Genomic DNA, 17344 nt, shown 5'->3' on the forward strand with positions numbered 1-17344 from the left:
TACATCTCCCATTACTGTTTATTTTTATTCGTAATCATTATTAACTATAACGGGATTAGAATATAACCTTATTTCGTTAAAATAACAACCATATTTGGTATAACGGTTATAATAAATACACTACATAGTATCGTATTTGTATTTACGCCATATTATGGGACGGGCTATTGTGACCTGTCAGGTTATGAGGCAGTGAGGTCGGTGGAGCGATAGCTATTTCATCAGTGTAGGGGAGTTTTATACTTGGTAAATCCAGATCTTTCTCCATTTGTTGTTTTATCTGGTGAATTTTGAAATCGGATTCACTTATTCCTAAAAATTCAGCCTTTGCCTTATCATTGTTCATTTTTACCATCCGATCCTGATCGGTGTAATAAACGTAATCAGGAAATTGGTTATGGATTTTGCTAAATGGTTTAGTAAGAAAACTTTCTCTAACAACCTCAAGCTTGTCACTTCTGGCTATGGCAATGGAAAGCCCGGGCATTCTTTCATTTAAGTCAAGTTCTTTGCTGAAATGTAATAAACCATAGAGAGTTACCTGAACATGTTTCTTTGGGTCAAAAACTTTATTAATATTTTCAGATATTCTCTCATCCACGACAGAAGTATTGAGTTGTTCATCACCATATACAGTATTGTAATATTTTTTAGAGGCTTGTGAAAATGTTTCGTGTTCTTTTTTTGATAGTGTTTTTGCAAAGTTTGAGTTGATTTCTTCTGCGTTATTAATAATATTCTCAATACTTTCAGTAAGCCCTTTGTTTTTTAATTCTGATTGTAAGAATTTGTTATACCTCTCTAGTAAATTGATTTCTTCAGTAGAGAGCTTAGAGCCTAACTCTTTTTCACGAGAGTCTGGATATAGAACATCCGTAGGGTTATCAGATTGCTCAAAACTATCATATAGTTTGTAATCAGCCATTTTTATCATAGCTACTTTTCTTGGTAAGTTTTTAGCGTATTCTGGTTTTATAGATAGCTCTATAGACTTACCCGTTTCTTTTTGCTTAGTCATAGCGTCTGATATTATTCTATCCTGCACGCTTTTATCAGCCGCTTCTATTACATAAAGTGGACTTCCATATTGTTTTATTAAATCATGCAGTGATTTATCAGCCGCGACTTGTGCGGGGTCAGCAATATGATGGTTCGTATCCCAAAAATGAATCCGCATTGGCTCACCGGCGGCTTTCTGCTTTTCTAGGTAATCCTCAATAACCGGTAAAATCGCTGGAAATTGTGGAGATTCAGTTTGTTTTGTTATCTCACTCATGGTATGACATTATTTTTTATTAAATTGCGTTAATTATATCTAAAATATTATGGAAAATCCAGAATTAATAGAAAAGGCCATAAATTATCTGAAAAGTGGGCAATTAGTGGCGTTTCCGACGGAAACCGTTTATGGTCTGGGTGGGAATGCCCTATCTGATACAGCGGTATCAGCTATTTACGCGGCAAAGGGCAGACCAAATTTTAACCCACTTATTGTCCATGTGGCTTCACCGGATGAGGCAAAAAAATATGTGGTATGGGACGAGCGGGCGGAATTGCTTGCCACTAAATTCTGGCCAGGTTCTATTACCTTTGTTCTACCACGCAAAGCTGATTGCGATTTATCATTATTAGTAAGCGCGGGAATGGACACGGTAGCGGTACGGATGCCAGCGCACCCAATCGCTTTATCATTACTTGAAAAGTCAGGTTTGCCGCTTGCCGCGCCTAGTGCCAATATCTCAGGGCGGATAAGTCCGACAATGGCGGAGCATGTGCGGCAGGAACTTGGAGACAAAATTGCTATGGTGCTCGATGGTGGCGATTGTGAAGTTGGAATTGAATCAACTATTATTGATTTAACCACCACACCGGCGACTATCTTGCGACATGGGAAAATTACCATTGATGAGTTAAGAAAATATATTGATATTGAGGAAGATAAATCAGGTAAAATAAAAGCGGCGGGAATGATGAAAAGTCATTACGCCCCTGATTCCATAGTCCGTCTAAACGCGAAAGAAGTTAGAGAAGGGGAGGCGTTACTCGCTTTTGGTAAACCCCTTTCAGGAGCTACCATAATAGAAAATTTAAGTGAAATAGAAAATCTACAAGAGGCAGCGGCGAACTTGTTTAGGATGCTGCGCTCGCTTGACTCTAAAACCCCAAAAGCTATTGCGGTAATGCCAATTCCTGAAATGGGTATTGGAGTCGCCATAAATGATCGTCTGCGCCGTGCGGCGGCTGTTAGATAGTGTCATCATGAGATATTTATTTTAATTGTCACCCCTGTAAAAGTCAAATAATTCGGTGTCAGATTTTGTAATCTGTTTCATGTTATATTTTTTCCAATAAGATGAGAAGGAGTTTTTCCATTTGCGGCGGAGTGAGGTCTTGCGTAGTTGTAGTAAGTCATATACTCGAACACTTCATTTTTGAGCTGGTCTAGCGAGTCGAATACCATTTCACGCAGCAAATCTTCTTCTATTGTTTTCCAGAATCTCTCTATTTTTCCGTTAGTTTGTGGTCTGTAAGGTTTAGTTCGGCGATGTTTTATTTTAAGTTCAAAAAGCAGACGCATAAAAGGATTTTTCTTAATAGTTGCTGGATCGTTACTACCACTGCCAAACTCTGAACCATTATCCGTTAGTATCTCAACAAAATCAAAACCAAACTCTTTCTTGAATAAATTAAGTAGCTTCATTGTAGAAAACATCACATTTAGCGATGTAACTTCAGGAATAACCTCACACCACGCTAGAGAAGTTTTATGGTCAATCAGCCCCACCAGATAATAACGTTTATTATCACCGGAAATCATGCCTTTGGGTAGGTAATGGCAATCTATATGCCCTAGCTCACCGGCTTTTTCTTTGATAATCTTGCGTTTTTCTTCCATCATTCTTGGCTGCAATCTGTTAAATCCATGTTTTTTGCTTATATTATAAATAGTGCTAGGACAAGGACGAGTTTCATGTTCAGAAATCTGTAAATCAGCATGTATCTCAAAACGATTCAAACCTTTTTGCCGTAAGCCTATAATCTGTTGTTCTATATGAGGTAAAATTCTCCTAGTTTTATATTTAGCACCGCGTTTTTGAGGCAATAATTCTAATTTAGAACCACTACTTTTGTAACGATTATAGTATTTTATGAAATTCTGACGGGTTAGATTATGAAATTTATAAAATTCACTGACAAAACAAAATCTTGTGTGTCGCTTTGCCTTAATTAATTCATATTCCGAACATAAAAACTCCATCCGCTTTATTGTGCTTGACTCAAGAACTCTGTCCTTGCCACTGCGTAATTCTTGTTTGCTCATGCGTTGCCTCATTTATAAAGTTTGACTCAATTAGTGACTTTACAAAATCTGACACCGAATTATTTGACTTTTACAGGGGTGACAGCAGGCATGGTGACATAATTATACCAAGAGCTGCTCGTTTAACCACTCGTTCTCATTCCCACTTTGCCAAGTTGGATTTTTTTATTAGGTAGACTTTCTATCCAATTGATAAGACGGCTTGCCTCATCAGCTAGTATTTGTGGGTTTTTGAAGGCTTTTGCCATTACCGCCGCTCCTTGTATCCCCGCCATTAATGATATAGCGTATTTTTGCGCGTTTTTCTCATGACCTAATTCTTCAAACTGTATCTCTGCCCAAACCACAAAATCAGCGAATACGGAAGCGGCGGCTTTCGCTATTGGTTCTTTTTCAATATCCGCATCATTTACAGCTTTTCCAATTGGACATCCATATTTAGTGTATTCATCACGCACATTATTGTAGTAGTTTACTACTTCTATAAGTCTCTCGCGTGGGTCAATAATATTTTCCGAAAGATATATATATAAACTAGTAAAATGGGTCTTGCGCTTTTCTATCGCGGCAAGAGCCAAGTCATCTTTAGTTTTGAAATAATAATAGACATTGCCTATCGGTATATCGGCGTGCTTCGCTATGTCAGCCAGAGATGTGGACATAAGGCCATTTTGATGAAAAAGTATCGCCGCTGATTCTATTAATCGTTCTTTCTTGCTTGGAGTGTTCATAGTTGATTTTATTTCCCATATTCCCGTTATTTGTTTTTTTACTTTTTATTTATTATTGCTAATCTAATGTTTTTTAATCGCTTTGCAAGTAACATTTACGAAGTAAAAACTGGTGCACGATATATGTACGTAAATTATTCATAATAGTGATATGGGCTAAAAATCCTCATCCTCATAGAAATACTCCGTTTCAGGATTTTTCTTTTTGTAGAGATTAAAAACTAGATCAAATGGTAGTGTGATAACCCACAATAGCAACAGGCTGATTATATTGGCGATAACCACTGACGCAATCACCATTAAAGTTGGGCTAAAATAAAGTGCTGCTGAAATAAATACAGAGATGATAACAACGTATGTATCTATATATAAAAATATCCCAATGCCCCCGTCAACCTTATCTTCAGTTAAATAAAATAAGCCAGCAATTATTTTCAAAAATAATAGAAAAACAAATATTGATCTTTTGCTTAACGATGACCAGAAGAAATCTAAAGACAACATAATAACAGCAAATATAGCTGCTCCAACCAATAACATAATCTGTTGTTCTATGGTTATTTTAGAGGCGTAAAAAAGCGAGCTTGTTAAAAACCCAATCTGTGCCGCATAGACCGAAGCGGCAAACCCTACAGAAATAATAATCTTTAGTAATATTATTATTGAGTTGTTTGTGTGTGTGGCGCTGCCTGTAATTTTCATTATTTCAGCCCATTTATATAGTTTTTTATGAGTGAATCAGTGAGTATCTCAATAGATTCCGCGCCGACAGTATCTAGTTTTCCAGTAAGCCCTAATTGGCAGATTCCATGTATCCCCGCCCATATAACCTTTGCGGCTCGTTCGCTGAGTTTTATATCATTATCTAGTAGTGGCAGTAAGGGAGCTTCAACAATTTCAAAAAGTTCTTTAATTTTATCTTCATACCAGTCTGGTAATGGTACGTCTTGCGGAAGATTAAACTCAAATAAGGCAGACCATAGATTATAATTATCTTCAGCGAATTCTATATATAAACGAGCTAATTTTTTAACAGCTTTTGCTCCTTTATCCTTCTTATTTATATGCTCTGATATAAATTCTCTCATATCATCAAGGGTTACGGCGTTGATGTGCAGTATATAATTATCATGCCCCTCAAATACATTATGTATGGTATTTACAGTATAGCCGATTTCTCTTGCCGCCGCTCGCGCGCTAAAATTAGAAAAACCGTCTTCAGACATTATTTTTTTGCCAGCCTGAATAGCCATTTCTATTATTTCTTCTTTGCTGTGATCACTTCTTCTTGCCATTATTTATTGCTTTTCCTTAATAAATTATACGGTGTTAAATTTTTATTGTACATTGTGTAATTATGTGCTATGTTCGTTAAATAATCAATAAAAATAACCTAACAAATGAGATGTATTATGGCTTCGTTTGAAAAAAAGATTGCTGGATTTCTTGATTCTGCTGTCAGTCGTAAAATAATTGACAGGCAGGTGGCTAATAATTTGCTTTCTTTTGCTAATAGTGAGGATTTTGAACATAAGGGCTGGTTTTCCCTAAGTCACGCTATGGGAATACTCGGGGCTTTGGCTTTGGCATTTGGTGTGATTCTTATAATTGCCACTAACTGGTGGATGTTTAGTGATATTGCTAAAATATCTGGTTTCATAACTCTTATGGGTAGTTGTCACTTTACCGGTTTATATCTGGCAAAAAATGGTTATGAAAAAGTAGCCGTAAGCCTACATTTGTTGGGTGCTGGGTTATTTATTGCTGGTATCGGGCTTATGGCGCAGATATTTAACCTGTCGTCACAAACAGGAGAATCATTCCTGATTTGGGCGGTAATGATTGCACCTCTTGCCGTTTTGTTACGTAGCGGTCTTGTCGCTCTTCTTTCTATTTTTGCTTTTTCATTATGGGGTGACACATATCTTGATTATCTGTTTTCTTATCGGGCGTTTCCGTCAATCATGGCGTTTAATGCCGCTATAGCTTTATCGTCGGCACTTGGTGGCGTGTTGCTTAAGAAAAAAGCTAGTGATATCGCACCGTATTTGCAAGCTGCCGGTATGATCGGTTTGGTTGGTTTTCTATATTTATTCGGGTTTTATCACAATTTTGGCTATAGTGATTTTAAGGTTGGAAGTGGTGCTTTAATAAGTTTTATCGCCATAATACCAGCCATTGTTATATTGGCTTATTTGTTTATTAGTGGTGGCAATAATACAAAAACCGATCGTTATTTCTTGCTTACGATGTTATGTGCATTTTTTACAATAACACTTGCGATTATTCTGCCAGTTATCGGAGTTAATAAGGATAGTTACATAAGATATATTTCTTTTGGCTGGACGCAGGAAAAATATACTCTTCCGCTTATAATAAGCGTATTCGCGTGGGTTTCATATTTTGTGTTTGCTTTCTGGGGTGTTATTCATGGCGCGCTATCCCATGACCGCTGGTTGCTTAATTCAAGCGTATTTTTGGTGGGGCTTGGTATTTTTACCAGATTCATAGATTTAATAGGCAATATGTTTGATACCGGAATTATGTTCATATTATGCGGAATCTTACTATTCGTTGTCGGATATAGATTAGAAAAATGGCGACGTAAACTTATTGAGCAGGCAAAAGAAAATATAGCACTTAGTGTGTAGCTCATTGTCAAAATCTAATATTAAAGAGGAGATAAAAAATGACGAGGACTCTGCGTACAAAATTGGTGATTGGGGTTGTTATTCTGCAAATGGTGTTTTTTGCAGGGTGGTATATGAGCGAAGCAGGAGCGTTTGATAAACCAGTCGCGACTATCATGGTAAAAACCGTTGCTTATGATCCTAGGGATTTGCTAAGCGGGCAATATATCCGTCTTAATTATGAGTTCACTAATGGAGGAGGCAGGTGGAATTCTGAACTTAAAAAAATGGTGAATCCTGATTGGGCAAAAAATGTAAAGGAGATACTAACGTATGACGCAAGAGTTGATACGGATAAGCAAAATATATGGGTGGTATTGCGTGAGGTTGATGGTTTTTATGAACCTAAAACGGCTTCATTTACAAAGCCAGAAAATCTTGCTGATGGTGAAGTAGTTATTATGGGGCATCCCGATAGATGGCGTATTATGTATGGAATAGAAAAATATTTTGTACCGGAAGGAACAAAAGAGCCAGACCGTAATGATACTACAGTGAGGCTTAAAATATATGAAAGCGGGAAAGTGCGTATTGATCAGGTTTTTGTAAAGGGAAAAGAATGGCCGTAGGAATAATTTGCTGACACATCATCACTCGTCTGACATAAATGGTAGCACTTGCATTTTTATAACCAATTTGAGAGTGAGAAATATTTATGACCAATATACTAATGTTCTCGGGAAGCGCGCGCCGTGAGTCATTTAATAAAAAACTTATTTCAGCCGCGGCGAAAATAGCGCGGGAAAAATCTATAAATGTTACGCTTATTGACCTAGCGGATTATCCAATGCCAATTTACGATGGTGATTTGGAGGAAGAGAAGGGGCAACCAGAAAACGCTAAAAAGCTTTATGAACTTATAAAAAATCATGATTATATACTTATCTCATCCCCCGAATATAATGGTTTGCCAACGCCACTACTCAAAAATGTTATAGATTGGGTCTCCAGAGTAGACGTAAAAGTTTATAGTGGAAAAATAGCCGCTATCATTGGCGCTTCACCCGGAGGGTTTGGTGGACTTAGAGCTCTTCCACATTTGCGCGCGTTACTTACAAACATCAATGTTGTAGTTATTCCACAACAATTAGCTGTTCCAAAAGCGCACGAGGCTTTTGATGCGGATGGTAACTTAAAAGACAAAAAACAAAAAGAAGCTTTGGAGAGCGTTATTAATAATCTTATTTCTATAAAAAGATAATTGGAGCATTGGCTTTGTATTACTCTATGAGATACATAAAAATTACCCAAATTATTCTCTCTATGTTTTTTCTCTGGCATCTTTCCGCTTGCCAATCTCCATCTACCTATTCTCCTGAACTTACCTCTGAGGAAATAAGAGCAGAAGAGATAGAACAGCAAAAAATGGTGGATGAAATAAGGGCAAGAGGTGGTTTGCCAAAATCATGGAAGAATCCAAAAAATATGCGTAGACAGTTTGAGCGTGTTGGCACTAAGATAGAAAAGGCCGGTGCGAAAATATGCAAAGAGCTTAATCTACAGCAAAATGGTTGCTACTATTATTTTAGGATGAGTCGTGGTGAGGAGATAAATTCACACGCTGATGGCAAAAATATAGTTATATATTCCGGTATGATGCGTTTTGTTGAAAATGATGATGAACTGGCGGTGGTGATGGCACATGAGTTTGTCCATAACCTGATGGGGCATGTAAGCGCACAGCAAAATAACGCTACTATCGGTCTAGTGCTCGGAACAGTACTTGACGCTGTCGCTAGCTATCAGGGTGTACCAACATTTGGTGAAATCTCAAGAGCCGGAGGTGATATAGGTGAGCTAAGTTATGGCGCTGATTTTGAACGAGAGGCTGATTATATCGGTATGTATGTAATGGCTGCCGCCGGTTATGATATAAACAAAGCGCCTTACTTCTGGCGGCGAATGTCTGTAGAGAATCCTGATGGTATTTATAATTCAACTACCCACCCGTCAAACGCTGAGAGATTTGTCGCTATGAGAAAAATAATAGACGAAATTAATCATAAACGTAGAAAACATTTACCTCTAATACCAGATTTTAGATAAATCAAATAAGGTCATCAATTCTCCAATTCATAATTATATTTATTCATTATTAATAAAAATATTGTACCAATATATATCTAATCAGCTATAAAGCTTGATTGATCTAATTAAAATATTATAGTCAAGATATTAAGTGAATTTATAGTCAGCAACAGATAATACAGGTTCTATTATGGTAGAGTTAAGACTTCCGGCTAATTCTAGAATAACAAAAGGCGAGTATCATAAAGCGGATTCAGGGACAAAAAGGGTCAAGAAATTTAACATATATCGCTGGAATCCTGAGGATACTGACGATAAGGGGAATCCAAAGAATCCACATATTGATACTTACGAGTTGGATATGGATAACTGCGCTCCGATGGTTCTGGACGCTCTGATAAAAATTAAAGATGAGGTTGACTCAACACTTACTTTCCGCCGTTCTTGTCGTGAGGGTATTTGTGGAAGCTGTGCGATGAATATAGATGGTACTAACACTCTTGCCTGTATTAAACCAATTGATGAGGTGAAGGGTGATGTGAATATTTATCCGTTACCACATATGGAAGTGGTTAAAGATCTAGTGCCAGATCTTACACATTTTTATGCTCAATATGAATCAATAAAGCCATGGCTTCAAACCAGCACGACGCAGCCATCTGGCAGTGAGCGTCTGCAATCACCAGATGATAGAGAGAAGCTCGATGGGCTTTATGAGTGCATTTTATGTGCCTGTTGCTCAACTTCTTGTCCGAGCTATTGGTGGAATTCTGACCGCTATCTTGGACCTGCTATTTTGCTGCATGCTTACCGCTGGATTATCGATAGTCGTGATGAGTTTACCGGCGAGCGTTTGGATGAGCTGGAAGATCCATTCAAGCTTTATCGCTGCCATACAATTATGAACTGTGCTAAAACTTGCCCTAAAGGGCTTAATCCAGCGAAGGCTATTGCCGAAATTAAAAAATTGCTGGTTGAACGAGTTGTTTGATCTTTAATTATGGCTGTTTATACTAAACTATCTGATATTGAGGTAAGAAACTTTATATCTTCCTATGAGGTGGGCGAGCTTGTTTCTTTCAAAGGTATAGCCGAAGGTGTTTCTAACACTAATTATTTTGTATCTGTAGATGGAAACGCTGGTAGAACGAATTATATACTTACTATATTTGAGGAAAATTTCCCCGCCGAGGATTTGCCATTTATTATGGAATTTACCGAATATTTGGCGGATAACCAAGTTCTTTGCCCACGACCTATCTATAATAAAAAATCGGAAATAATTACCTTAATAGCGGAAAAACCAGCGATATTAATAGAGTTCATGGTTGGTGGTGGCAGTACAAACATAACTACGCATCATATTGAGTTAGTCGGTAATTTGGTCGCCACACTCCACGTAAAATCTACCGGATTTAATAAAACAAGGAAGAACGCTCTCTCTCTTGCTGGTATGAAAGATATATTTTTTAAGTTCAGTAATCGGGCTGATGAGATATTTAACGGATTATCGGTAGATATTAAAAAAGAAATATCCTATCTGGAAAAAAAGTTACCACAAAATCTTCCCGCCGGAATAGTACATACCGACATTTTCCCAGATAATGTTTTCTTTATTGATGGTAATACAGAAAACCCTGAGCTTTCAGCTATTATTGATTTTTATTTTTCCTGCCATGATTTTTATATTTACGATCTTATGATAGTTATAAACGCATGGTGTTTTGATAACACCCATCGTATTTTGCCTAGCAGACTAAAGCTATTGCTGTCTTCTTATAATCAAGTGCGGAAGCTCACCGATGATGAAGAAAAAGCGATGCCAATAATGGGGCGGCTGGCGGCACTGCGTTTTTTAATTATGCGTTGTTATGATTATCTAAATCCGGTAGACAACGCTCTGGTCAACATAAAAGATCCTATGGATTATATGAAGAGGCTTTATTACTGGCGTGGCTATGATGAGAATATTCTAAAATAAAATAGTGAATTATAGAGCATGGGTTGTATGGCTAAAAAGCATGTGAAGATTTATACAGATGGAGCTTGTTCAGGAAATCCAGGTGCTGGTGGCTGGGGAGCTATATTGGTTTATGGTGATAAAGAAAAGGAAATTTCTGGTGGTGAGGATGATGCTACTAACAACCGTATGGAGCTTATGGCGGTAATTTCCGCTTTGGAGATTCTTAAAGAACCGTGCAAGGTTGATTTGTATAGTGATAGCACTTACGTGTTAAAAGGTATCAGCGAGTGGATGGAAAATTGGAAGGCAAGGGGATGGAAAACCGCCGACAAGAAACCGGTAAAAAATGTGGAATATTGGCAAAGGCTAGAAAAAGCAGTCGTCGCGCACGATATTAAGTGGCATTGGGTGAAGGGACATAATGGTCACGCTATGAACGAGCGGGCGGACACATTAGCGAGAAAAGCTATCTCATAGGAATTGAGGAAATGACGAATTGAGGAGCAAGAAGTATGACCAGCAGGTCGTACGAGCCTTCATCAATGCTCCATCCGTCTTTGCGCTTACGCGCTACGGCGAGACAAGTGCAAGGGACAGTAATCCCGCAGCGGGAGCAAAATAAAATCTCCAATAGGAAATACCGGAGGTGAAATATAAACAACTTTCAGCGGACAAAATGAGTATCATAAAAAAGAAGCCCGCTGGAATCCGGCGGGCTTAAGTTAGTCTCTAGTCACAGAAACTTATTTTTATTCATAATGGGTATAAATTATCTTCCTCTACCTATATTTGTGCCTTTAGCGTTAATTGATGTCGCCATACCAGCTATTCCTTCTTTAAGTGCTTCAGGTGATATTTGTTGAAAAACAGCCGACTCAACATTATTTCTTAAGTGTTTTTCTAAACTTTCTTCGCTTATCTGCTTCATGTTGTTTTCCCGTTGTGATATTTGCTATTTATTTAGTTATTAGACTCTTGTTCTTTTACGATGCCTTGCGCCATATTGAGAGCTATACCACGTATATGAGCCGGCTGTAATAATATCCCGTTCTCATCACGCACACCTTCAAACATTTTAAGTAGGAATGGACGGATTTTCTCCGCGACATTCATGATAATATTACCACGTGATTGAACCTCGCGCTTTATCACTTTTATCTCTGAGTTGGTGGATTGCGGCTGCTGATTGTTTGCCGCTCTGTCAACCCATGAATTTATAGCGTCGTTTGACATAATCTCCTCTTAGTTAAACCGTAAAAAATTAATTAATTAAGAAATTAATTGTGATAATAGGTTAATTTATTTAACAAAAAATTAAAAAGAATATACAATTTTATCTGACCATGTACTGCCATAAAAATGACTATAATTTTCTGATGGTTGGCTTCTCCCATATCCTCATTCTTTTCCAATCAAGATATTGGGTAAGAGCGTCTACTTGGTCATCATGCCTGCCTTTAGGGAAGGATAGCAGCTCGCTTTCAAAATCAGTAAGCCATGTCGCCCGATTTGGTAGAATAAGTTTTCCAGCCTCAATCATCGCTGAAATGGCGGCGAATCTAGTTATTTTATCTGATTTTGGTTTTATACCAATAACTGGCAGATGGCTTTCTCGCCCTATATCCTGCAATAGCTGCTGACCACTAGCTTTGTCTTCTAGCAAAATAGTGTTTGGTTGATGTTTTTCCGCTTGTTGGTAAAATAGACGTTTAAGGTCAGGATATTCAATACGCTTAACTATTGAGTCAGTTAAATAACTTCTGCCGTCTACCTCAATAAAAGTAAGACAAACACTGGCATCATTATGTTCTCCGCTTTTAATCGCCGTATCCCAGCTTTGCACTATGGACTCAATATTTTCTGGAATTTCATCATAGCGTAACAGCCAATCTTTTTTTACCATCTCACCTTCTTCTGGTTTCGGATTTTGTTGATATTGCGCCGCGAATGCTTGCGAGCCAAGCTCTATCCTTGCTCTTTCAATTAGACTAGCGTCCTCGCGTCCGTAATGTAGTAACTCACCTTCAGTAAATAGCTTCGTGACATTACCAAAATCATATTTTTTACTCCGCATACTTACCGCCGGTAGGCATAAATGTTCCCAACCGCCTTTTTCAAGTAAGTAACCGCTTAAATCATCACAGTGTAAACGCTGCATTACCAGAACTATAACCCCATTCTTTTTATCATTTAACCTTGTTGAGAAAGTGTGATCAAACCAATCATTAACTTTGCTCCTCCATATCCCGCTCATTGCTTTTGCTGGACTTATTGGATCATCAATTATCAGGAAGTTACCGCCTTCACCAATTACACTCGCTCCAACCGAACTAGCTAAACGAAAGCCTTTTCTTGTAGTCATAAAACGTTGTTTCTGGTTTTGGTCGCTGGCAAGAATTACTTTAGGAAACACACGTTTATACCAATCGCTAATAATAATGTTACGACAATCAATGGAATGTTTAACGCTTAGTGATGAGGCGTAACTAGCGGTTATAATTCTCTCGCTTGGATTATGACCAAGTATCCATGCTGGCCAAGCGACATTTACGCATATGGATTTTAGCGAGCGTGGCGGCATATTTATAATAAGCCGGCTTATTTGCGAATTTCTAGCGGCTTCTAGATATTCAGCGATTAGGTCAATATGCCAATTAGGTAAGAATCTCGCTGATGGATCGGCAGTAGTAAGGCTCTTGCCAATAAAAGTAGAAAAGCTGTTGGAGAGTAAATCATCATACCATTTTGGCATAGACTTACACTTTTTTTACGCTTTTTAGTTTGCGTACAAAAGCCTCAACTAGAGCTATATCATTTTCTGAAAGCTTATTTGAGATATTGTCCTGTGAGTCTTTAGCGGTCATATTGCCGGTATTGTTTCCAGCCTCGTTGGAGCTTATCTGGTTGAGCTCAACCAACAAATTGGCAAGAGTTACTAGCGTCGCGGCTAGTGACGTTTTACTTCCAAATAGTAAATTATGTTTTTTCTCATGAGATTCTATTTTTTCGCTATTTTCACCTTTGAGATATTCAATAGCTTGTTCAATAACATTTAATAGTTTGAGTGTTATCTTTTTAATGTAATCAATGTCATTAATATCTACAGATTTTACGCTATTTTCTTTTTTGGTATTTCTCTTTGCCATAATGATGACATTAGTGATTAAGGGAAAACACCGGAAGGGGAATATTTTGTATTAGCTTCCGAGATTTTTGTTAGAGAACTGTAGAATTGGAAAAATGAGGAATTAATTAATTTTTGTCTCATGATTGGATTTACGATTTACAATCCATAATATTCCAGCTGGCACACTAATTATTATCGCCATAAGACCAAGCTGTATAGAAAGAGCCAAAGCTGCTTCTTTTGGTACACCAATGAGAGATAGTGTAAATATCATCGCTACTTCCCTAAGTCCCCACCCACCTATGGAAATAGGGATTATCGCAATCAACAATACCCAAGGGATTAAAGTAAAGCAGGCGATAAGAGATATAGGTGTGCCAAAGCTTTCAGCTAGTAGATACGCGGAAAGACAAAATGTTATATGCGCTGATACAGCGTATAATATAGAACATATTGTCGTCTTTGGTTTTTTCATTACTAGGCGCAGGCTTTGCAAAATATGCTCAAGCCAATGCATTGATTTTATCAGAGGTATTTTTTTTACCACTTTTTCTAAATTAAACAAGCTCCATAATCCAATAATAATAAACAATAGAAAAATAGGAACTGGAATCCATGCGTTGATTTTTAGATAACTAGCAAAAATAGGCACAGTTAAAAATACCATAAGTACCAGAGCGAATAATGTTAGTAAGCGGTCAATCACTACCGAGCTGATAGCTGTTGTAAGTGGTATTCCATCAGATTTTACCAGCCATACCCTTACAACATCACCACCAACAGTGCCGGGTAAGCAACAGTTAAAAAATATACTTATATAATATGTTTTTAGTGATTTCAAAAAAGATAATGTATTTTTGCTGCTTTCAGATAGTGAGATTAGAAGTAATCGCCAGCGTAGAGCACCCAGAAATATCTGCATTGACAGTAAGAAAGCGACTTCCATAAGCACGTAGCGATCCTGTGCTTTTAACATTGTTCTTAACTCTTCCATATCAACAGTTTTGACCACAAACCAGAAGGCAAGCAGCATAAAGGCTATTTTAGCTAGCAATGACAGTTGTTTAGAATATTTGGCAAGAGACATAGGCATGGTTTATAGTCTGAGCTGGTACTATAATCAAACATGAATTCGTGTTTATTAAGTGTTTAGAGCTTAGGTGTTAGGGAACAAGAGGCACAGCCAGCAGGCTGTATGAGCCTTCAGCTATGCCTCATGGGATTTCCAGTAGGAAATACCGGAGGCGAATATAGAATATAAAAGAGGAATTAGAGGTTAGGCATTAAGGAACAAGAAGCATGACCAGAAGGTCATGCCAGCCCTGAGCTATGTCCCATGTGAAAATCAGTAGATTTTCACGGAGGCGAAATATAAATAATTTCCAACATACTGAGTTAGCCATAAGCCGTATCAAAAATTTCTTGCTTTTCCTGTATTTTTGCCCGATAATCGCTGGGTTTTTTTAATTGAACCAAAGGGTATTTGGCGCAACCCTTTGTATTTTTTGTTTTTTTATTAACAATGAAACGTGCGCCAACGTTTCGCGAATATTATGATGTATTATAACTGACGGTATCAGCTTAGGCTTTTGCCGCTTTTATAGTCAAAAATGGAAAGAATTAGCTGTTATGTCACAAGCCGCGAAAGCATATGAAAATGTAGAAATAGAAGATTTTGGTAAATTATTTGAAGAGTCACAAAACGAGGATGGTAAGAGCGAAGGCTCGGTAGTTAAAGGTACCGTAATAGGAATAGAAAAAGACCTAGCTATCATTGATGTTGGAATGAAATCAGAGGGTCGTGTGCCTCTTCGTGAATTCTCTGTTGGTGGCAACTCAGCGGAAATAGCGGTTGGTGATGAGGTAGATGTTTATCTGGAGAGAATAGAAAATAAAAATGGTGAGACTGTTCTTTCACGAGAGAAAGCTCTGCGTGAGGAAGCATGGGTCAAACTAGAAAAATGTTGCGCTAATTCTGAAAGAGTTGAGGGAACTATTTTTGGCAGAGTTAAAGGTGGTTTCACTGTTGATATTCAAGGAGCGATCGCGTTCTTACCAGGTAGTCAGGTTGATATTCGCCCGATTAGAGACATTACCCCACTTATGAATATATCGCAGCCTTTCCAAATCCTTAAAATGGATCGCAAACGTGGTAATATAGTAGTTTCAAGACGTGCCATACTTGAGGAATCACGTGTTGAGGCTCGCAATGATCTTCTAGAGAAAATAGAAGAAGGGCAGGTTCTTGACGGTATCGTTAAAAATATAACTGATTACGGAGCGTTCATTGATATGGGCGGAATAGATGGTCTTCTGCACGTCACCGATATATCATGGAAACGCATCAGCCATCCAACTGAAATACTATCTATTGGTCAAAATGTGAAAGTTATGGTTACTAAGTTTGACCAGAATACGAAGCGTGTATCGCTTGGTATGAAACAATTAGAAACTAATCCATGGCAAGATGCAGCTGAGAAATATACCGTTGGTACCAAGCTTACCGGTAAAATTACCAATATAACTGATTATGGTGCCTTTGTTGAGCTAGAGCCTGGTATAGAAGGTTTGGTTCACGTGTCTGAAATTTCATGGATTAAGAAAAACATCCACCCGTCTAAGCTAGTTTCCGTAAGTCAGGAAGTAGAAGTTGTGGTATTGGTGATAGATGTTTCTAAACACCGCATAAGTCTTGGTATGAAGCAATGTGAGGAAAATCCATGGGCTGTTTATGCCGAGAAAGTAAAGGTTGATGATGTTATAGAGGGTGAAATTCGTAACATAACCGATTTCGGTCTGTTTATAGCTTTGGAAGGCGATATTGACGGTCTTATACACCACTCTGACCTCAGCTGGACAGAATCAGGCGACGCTGTTATCAAAAATTATAAAAAAGGTGACGTTATAAAAGCTAAGATTCTTACTATAGATGTTGAAAAAGAACGTATTAGTCTTGGTGTTAAACAGCTTAGCGAAGCGCCTGAGAATATGACTAACTCTTCATCTGGCAAGATAAATAAGGGTGACATAGTTACTTGTACCGTAAGTGAGGTTAGTGATGATGGTATAACGGTCACACTAGGTGATGATAACACTATAGCGTCTTTCATTAAAAGATCAGATATAGCCCGCGAACGTCAAGATCAACGTCCAGAACGTTTCGCTGTTGGCGATAGGGTTGACGCTAAAGTTACTTCTGTTAGTGGTGGGAAAGTTAACATTTCTATCAAGGCTCTTGAGGTTGATGAGCATAAAAAGGCTATCAGTGAGTATGGTTCTGAAAATAGTGGAGCGTCGCTTGGTGATATATTAGGAGCCGCTCTTAACGCCGCTAATGAGGAGAAAAAAGATAGCGATTAGTAGCCAGTTACTCACTTAATTGTTATTTGATTTTATATAGTAGACCACTATAATTTATCCATAATTTATATTTTACTTGTATATGGTCAGCATTGATTTTATGCTGACCATATTGTTTTATAA

At 37.9% G+C, this 17344-nt stretch carries 20 protein-coding genes; 10 read left to right on the plus strand and 10 right to left on the minus strand.

From position 1 onward, the window contains the following. Window positions 1-142: 142 nt before the first annotated feature. Window positions 143-1276, minus strand: a complete 1134-nt coding sequence (locus tag R3D71_03935) for a hypothetical protein (protein MEZ5690797.1) — start codon at window positions 1274-1276, stop codon at window positions 143-145. 49 nt (window positions 1277-1325) lie between these two features. On the opposite strand from R3D71_03935, the gene R3D71_03940 reads away from it, so the two are divergent. Further along, window positions 1326-2252 carry an L-threonylcarbamoyladenylate synthase gene (locus tag R3D71_03940; GenBank protein MEZ5690798.1) on the plus strand — a complete coding sequence of 309 codons (927 nt, stop codon included), beginning with the start codon at window positions 1326-1328 and terminating at the stop codon, window positions 2250-2252. A gap of 77 nt (window positions 2253-2329) precedes the next feature. Here the strand turns inward: R3D71_03940 and R3D71_03945 are convergent, their stop codons facing one another. The 4 genes from R3D71_03945 to R3D71_03960 all read right to left on the minus strand — a co-directional run bounded on the left by R3D71_03945 (window position 2330) and on the right by R3D71_03960 (window position 5348). After that, a complete protein-coding gene (locus R3D71_03945; GenBank protein MEZ5690799.1) occupies window positions 2330-3322 on the minus strand; it encodes an integrase core domain-containing protein in 993 nt (330 codons plus the stop codon). A 122-nt stretch (window positions 3323-3444) separates the two neighbouring features. Continuing rightward, complete coding sequence (locus R3D71_03950; protein MEZ5690800.1) at window positions 3445-4053, minus strand: TetR/AcrR family transcriptional regulator; 609 nt, start codon at window positions 4051-4053, stop codon at window positions 3445-3447. A 156-nt stretch (window positions 4054-4209) separates the two neighbouring features. Beyond that, window positions 4210-4755: a hypothetical protein gene (locus tag R3D71_03955; protein ID MEZ5690801.1), complete on the minus strand. Its 546-nt coding sequence runs from the start codon at window positions 4753-4755 to the stop codon at window positions 4210-4212. Beyond that, window positions 4755-5348, minus strand: coding sequence for a TetR-like C-terminal domain-containing protein (locus R3D71_03960; protein ID MEZ5690802.1), 594 nt, complete (start codon window positions 5346-5348; stop codon window positions 4755-4757). The genes R3D71_03955 and R3D71_03960 overlap by 1 nt, the downstream gene beginning before the upstream one ends. 117 nt (window positions 5349-5465) lie before the next feature. Between R3D71_03960 and R3D71_03965 the strand changes: the two genes are divergently transcribed. From R3D71_03965 to R3D71_04000, 8 genes are all read left to right on the plus strand, one after another. After that, complete coding sequence (locus R3D71_03965) at window positions 5466-6704, plus strand: DUF2157 domain-containing protein (GenBank protein ID MEZ5690803.1); 1239 nt, start codon at window positions 5466-5468, stop codon at window positions 6702-6704. Window positions 6705-6742: 38 nt separating this feature from the next. Next, window positions 6743-7312 carry a GDYXXLXY domain-containing protein gene (locus R3D71_03970; GenBank protein ID MEZ5690804.1) on the plus strand — a complete coding sequence of 190 codons (570 nt, stop codon included), beginning with the start codon at window positions 6743-6745 and terminating at the stop codon, window positions 7310-7312. 86 nt (window positions 7313-7398) lie between these two features. Then, a complete protein-coding gene (locus R3D71_03975; protein MEZ5690805.1) occupies window positions 7399-7944 on the plus strand; it encodes an NAD(P)H-dependent oxidoreductase in 546 nt (181 codons plus the stop codon). Between the two features lie 26 nt (window positions 7945-7970). Next, window positions 7971-8789 carry a M48 family metallopeptidase gene (locus tag R3D71_03980; protein MEZ5690806.1) on the plus strand — a complete coding sequence of 273 codons (819 nt, stop codon included), beginning with the start codon at window positions 7971-7973 and terminating at the stop codon, window positions 8787-8789. Between the two features lie 172 nt (window positions 8790-8961). Next, on the plus strand, window positions 8962-9762 hold the full coding sequence (locus tag R3D71_03985; protein MEZ5690807.1) for a succinate dehydrogenase iron-sulfur subunit: 801 nt from the start codon (window positions 8962-8964) through the stop codon (window positions 9760-9762). 9 nt (window positions 9763-9771) lie between these two features. Beyond that, complete coding sequence (locus tag R3D71_03990; protein MEZ5690808.1) at window positions 9772-10752, plus strand: homoserine kinase; 981 nt, start codon at window positions 9772-9774, stop codon at window positions 10750-10752. A 27-nt stretch (window positions 10753-10779) separates the two neighbouring features. Beyond that, window positions 10780-11211: a ribonuclease HI gene (gene rnhA / locus R3D71_03995; GenBank protein ID MEZ5690809.1), complete on the plus strand. Its 432-nt coding sequence runs from the start codon at window positions 10780-10782 to the stop codon at window positions 11209-11211. 35 nt (window positions 11212-11246) lie between these two features. Beyond that, window positions 11247-11384, plus strand: coding sequence for a hypothetical protein (locus R3D71_04000; protein ID MEZ5690810.1), 138 nt, complete (start codon window positions 11247-11249; stop codon window positions 11382-11384). Between the two features lie 119 nt (window positions 11385-11503). On the opposite strand, the gene R3D71_04005 is transcribed toward R3D71_04000, so the two are convergent. The 5 genes from R3D71_04005 to R3D71_04025 form a co-directional block, all read right to left on the minus strand. Continuing rightward, on the minus strand, window positions 11504-11662 hold the full coding sequence (locus tag R3D71_04005; protein MEZ5690811.1) for a hypothetical protein: 159 nt from the start codon (window positions 11660-11662) through the stop codon (window positions 11504-11506). A gap of 32 nt (window positions 11663-11694) precedes the next feature. Continuing rightward, window positions 11695-11967, minus strand: coding sequence for a hypothetical protein (locus tag R3D71_04010; protein MEZ5690812.1), 273 nt, complete (start codon window positions 11965-11967; stop codon window positions 11695-11697). A 130-nt stretch (window positions 11968-12097) separates the two neighbouring features. After that, entirely contained in the window at window positions 12098-13486 is a 1389-nt protein-coding gene (terL, locus tag R3D71_04015) for a phage terminase large subunit (protein ID MEZ5690813.1), read from the minus strand. A 4-nt stretch (window positions 13487-13490) separates the two neighbouring features. Further along, window positions 13491-13880: a hypothetical protein gene (locus tag R3D71_04020; GenBank protein MEZ5690814.1), complete on the minus strand. Its 390-nt coding sequence runs from the start codon at window positions 13878-13880 to the stop codon at window positions 13491-13493. 102 nt (window positions 13881-13982) lie between these two features. Beyond that, the gene (locus tag R3D71_04025; protein MEZ5690815.1) at window positions 13983-14948 is read right to left on the minus strand and encodes a lysylphosphatidylglycerol synthase transmembrane domain-containing protein; all 966 of its coding nucleotides are present in this window, start codon (window positions 14946-14948) and stop codon (window positions 13983-13985) included. 542 nt (window positions 14949-15490) lie between these two features. On the opposite strand from R3D71_04025, the gene rpsA reads away from it, so the two are divergent. After that, window positions 15491-17221, plus strand: coding sequence for a 30S ribosomal protein S1 (gene rpsA / locus R3D71_04030; GenBank protein ID MEZ5690816.1), 1731 nt, complete (start codon window positions 15491-15493; stop codon window positions 17219-17221). The last annotated feature ends 123 nt before the right edge of the window (window positions 17222-17344 follow it).

It is taken from the genome of Rickettsiales bacterium (assembly GCA_041396965.1).
Classification (GTDB): domain Bacteria; phylum Pseudomonadota; class Alphaproteobacteria; order Rickettsiales; family SXRF01; genus SXRF01.

Bases quoted from the DNA above. Each gene is read 5' to 3' on its own strand.
- rpsA (MEZ5690816.1), top strand. From the start codon at position 15,491: ATGTCACAAGCCGCGAAAGCATATGAAAATGTAGAAATAGAAGATTTT.
- rnhA (MEZ5690809.1), top strand. From the start codon at position 10,780: ATGGCTAAAAAGCATGTGAAGATTTATACAGATGGAGCTTGTTCAGGA.
- R3D71_03940 (MEZ5690798.1), top strand. From the start codon at position 1,326: ATGGAAAATCCAGAATTAATAGAAAAGGCCATAAATTATCTGAAAAGT.
- R3D71_03990 (MEZ5690808.1), top strand. From the start codon at position 9,772: ATGGCTGTTTATACTAAACTATCTGATATTGAGGTAAGAAACTTTATA.
- R3D71_04010 (MEZ5690812.1), bottom strand. From the start codon at position 11,967: ATGTCAAACGACGCTATAAATTCATGGGTTGACAGAGCGGCAAACAAT.
- R3D71_03950 (MEZ5690800.1), bottom strand. From the start codon at position 4,053: ATGAACACTCCAAGCAAGAAAGAACGATTAATAGAATCAGCGGCGATA.
- R3D71_04020 (MEZ5690814.1), bottom strand. From the start codon at position 13,880: ATGGCAAAGAGAAATACCAAAAAAGAAAATAGCGTAAAATCTGTAGAT.
- R3D71_03965 (MEZ5690803.1), top strand. From the start codon at position 5,466: ATGGCTTCGTTTGAAAAAAAGATTGCTGGATTTCTTGATTCTGCTGTC.
- R3D71_04005 (MEZ5690811.1), bottom strand. From the start codon at position 11,662: ATGAAGCAGATAAGCGAAGAAAGTTTAGAAAAACACTTAAGAAATAAT.
- R3D71_04025 (MEZ5690815.1), bottom strand. From the start codon at position 14,948: ATGTCTCTTGCCAAATATTCTAAACAACTGTCATTGCTAGCTAAAATA.
- R3D71_04000 (MEZ5690810.1), top strand. From the start codon at position 11,247: ATGACCAGCAGGTCGTACGAGCCTTCATCAATGCTCCATCCGTCTTTG.
- R3D71_03935 (MEZ5690797.1), bottom strand. From the start codon at position 1,276: ATGAGTGAGATAACAAAACAAACTGAATCTCCACAATTTCCAGCGATT.
- R3D71_03985 (MEZ5690807.1), top strand. From the start codon at position 8,962: ATGGTAGAGTTAAGACTTCCGGCTAATTCTAGAATAACAAAAGGCGAG.
- R3D71_03960 (MEZ5690802.1), bottom strand. From the start codon at position 5,348: ATGGCAAGAAGAAGTGATCACAGCAAAGAAGAAATAATAGAAATGGCT.
- R3D71_03970 (MEZ5690804.1), top strand. From the start codon at position 6,743: ATGACGAGGACTCTGCGTACAAAATTGGTGATTGGGGTTGTTATTCTG.
- R3D71_03980 (MEZ5690806.1), top strand. From the start codon at position 7,971: ATGAGATACATAAAAATTACCCAAATTATTCTCTCTATGTTTTTTCTC.
- R3D71_03945 (MEZ5690799.1), bottom strand. From the start codon at position 3,322: ATGAGCAAACAAGAATTACGCAGTGGCAAGGACAGAGTTCTTGAGTCA.
- R3D71_03955 (MEZ5690801.1), bottom strand. From the start codon at position 4,755: ATGAAAATTACAGGCAGCGCCACACACACAAACAACTCAATAATAATA.
- R3D71_03975 (MEZ5690805.1), top strand. From the start codon at position 7,399: ATGACCAATATACTAATGTTCTCGGGAAGCGCGCGCCGTGAGTCATTT.
- terL (MEZ5690813.1), bottom strand. From the start codon at position 13,486: ATGCCAAAATGGTATGATGATTTACTCTCCAACAGCTTTTCTACTTTT.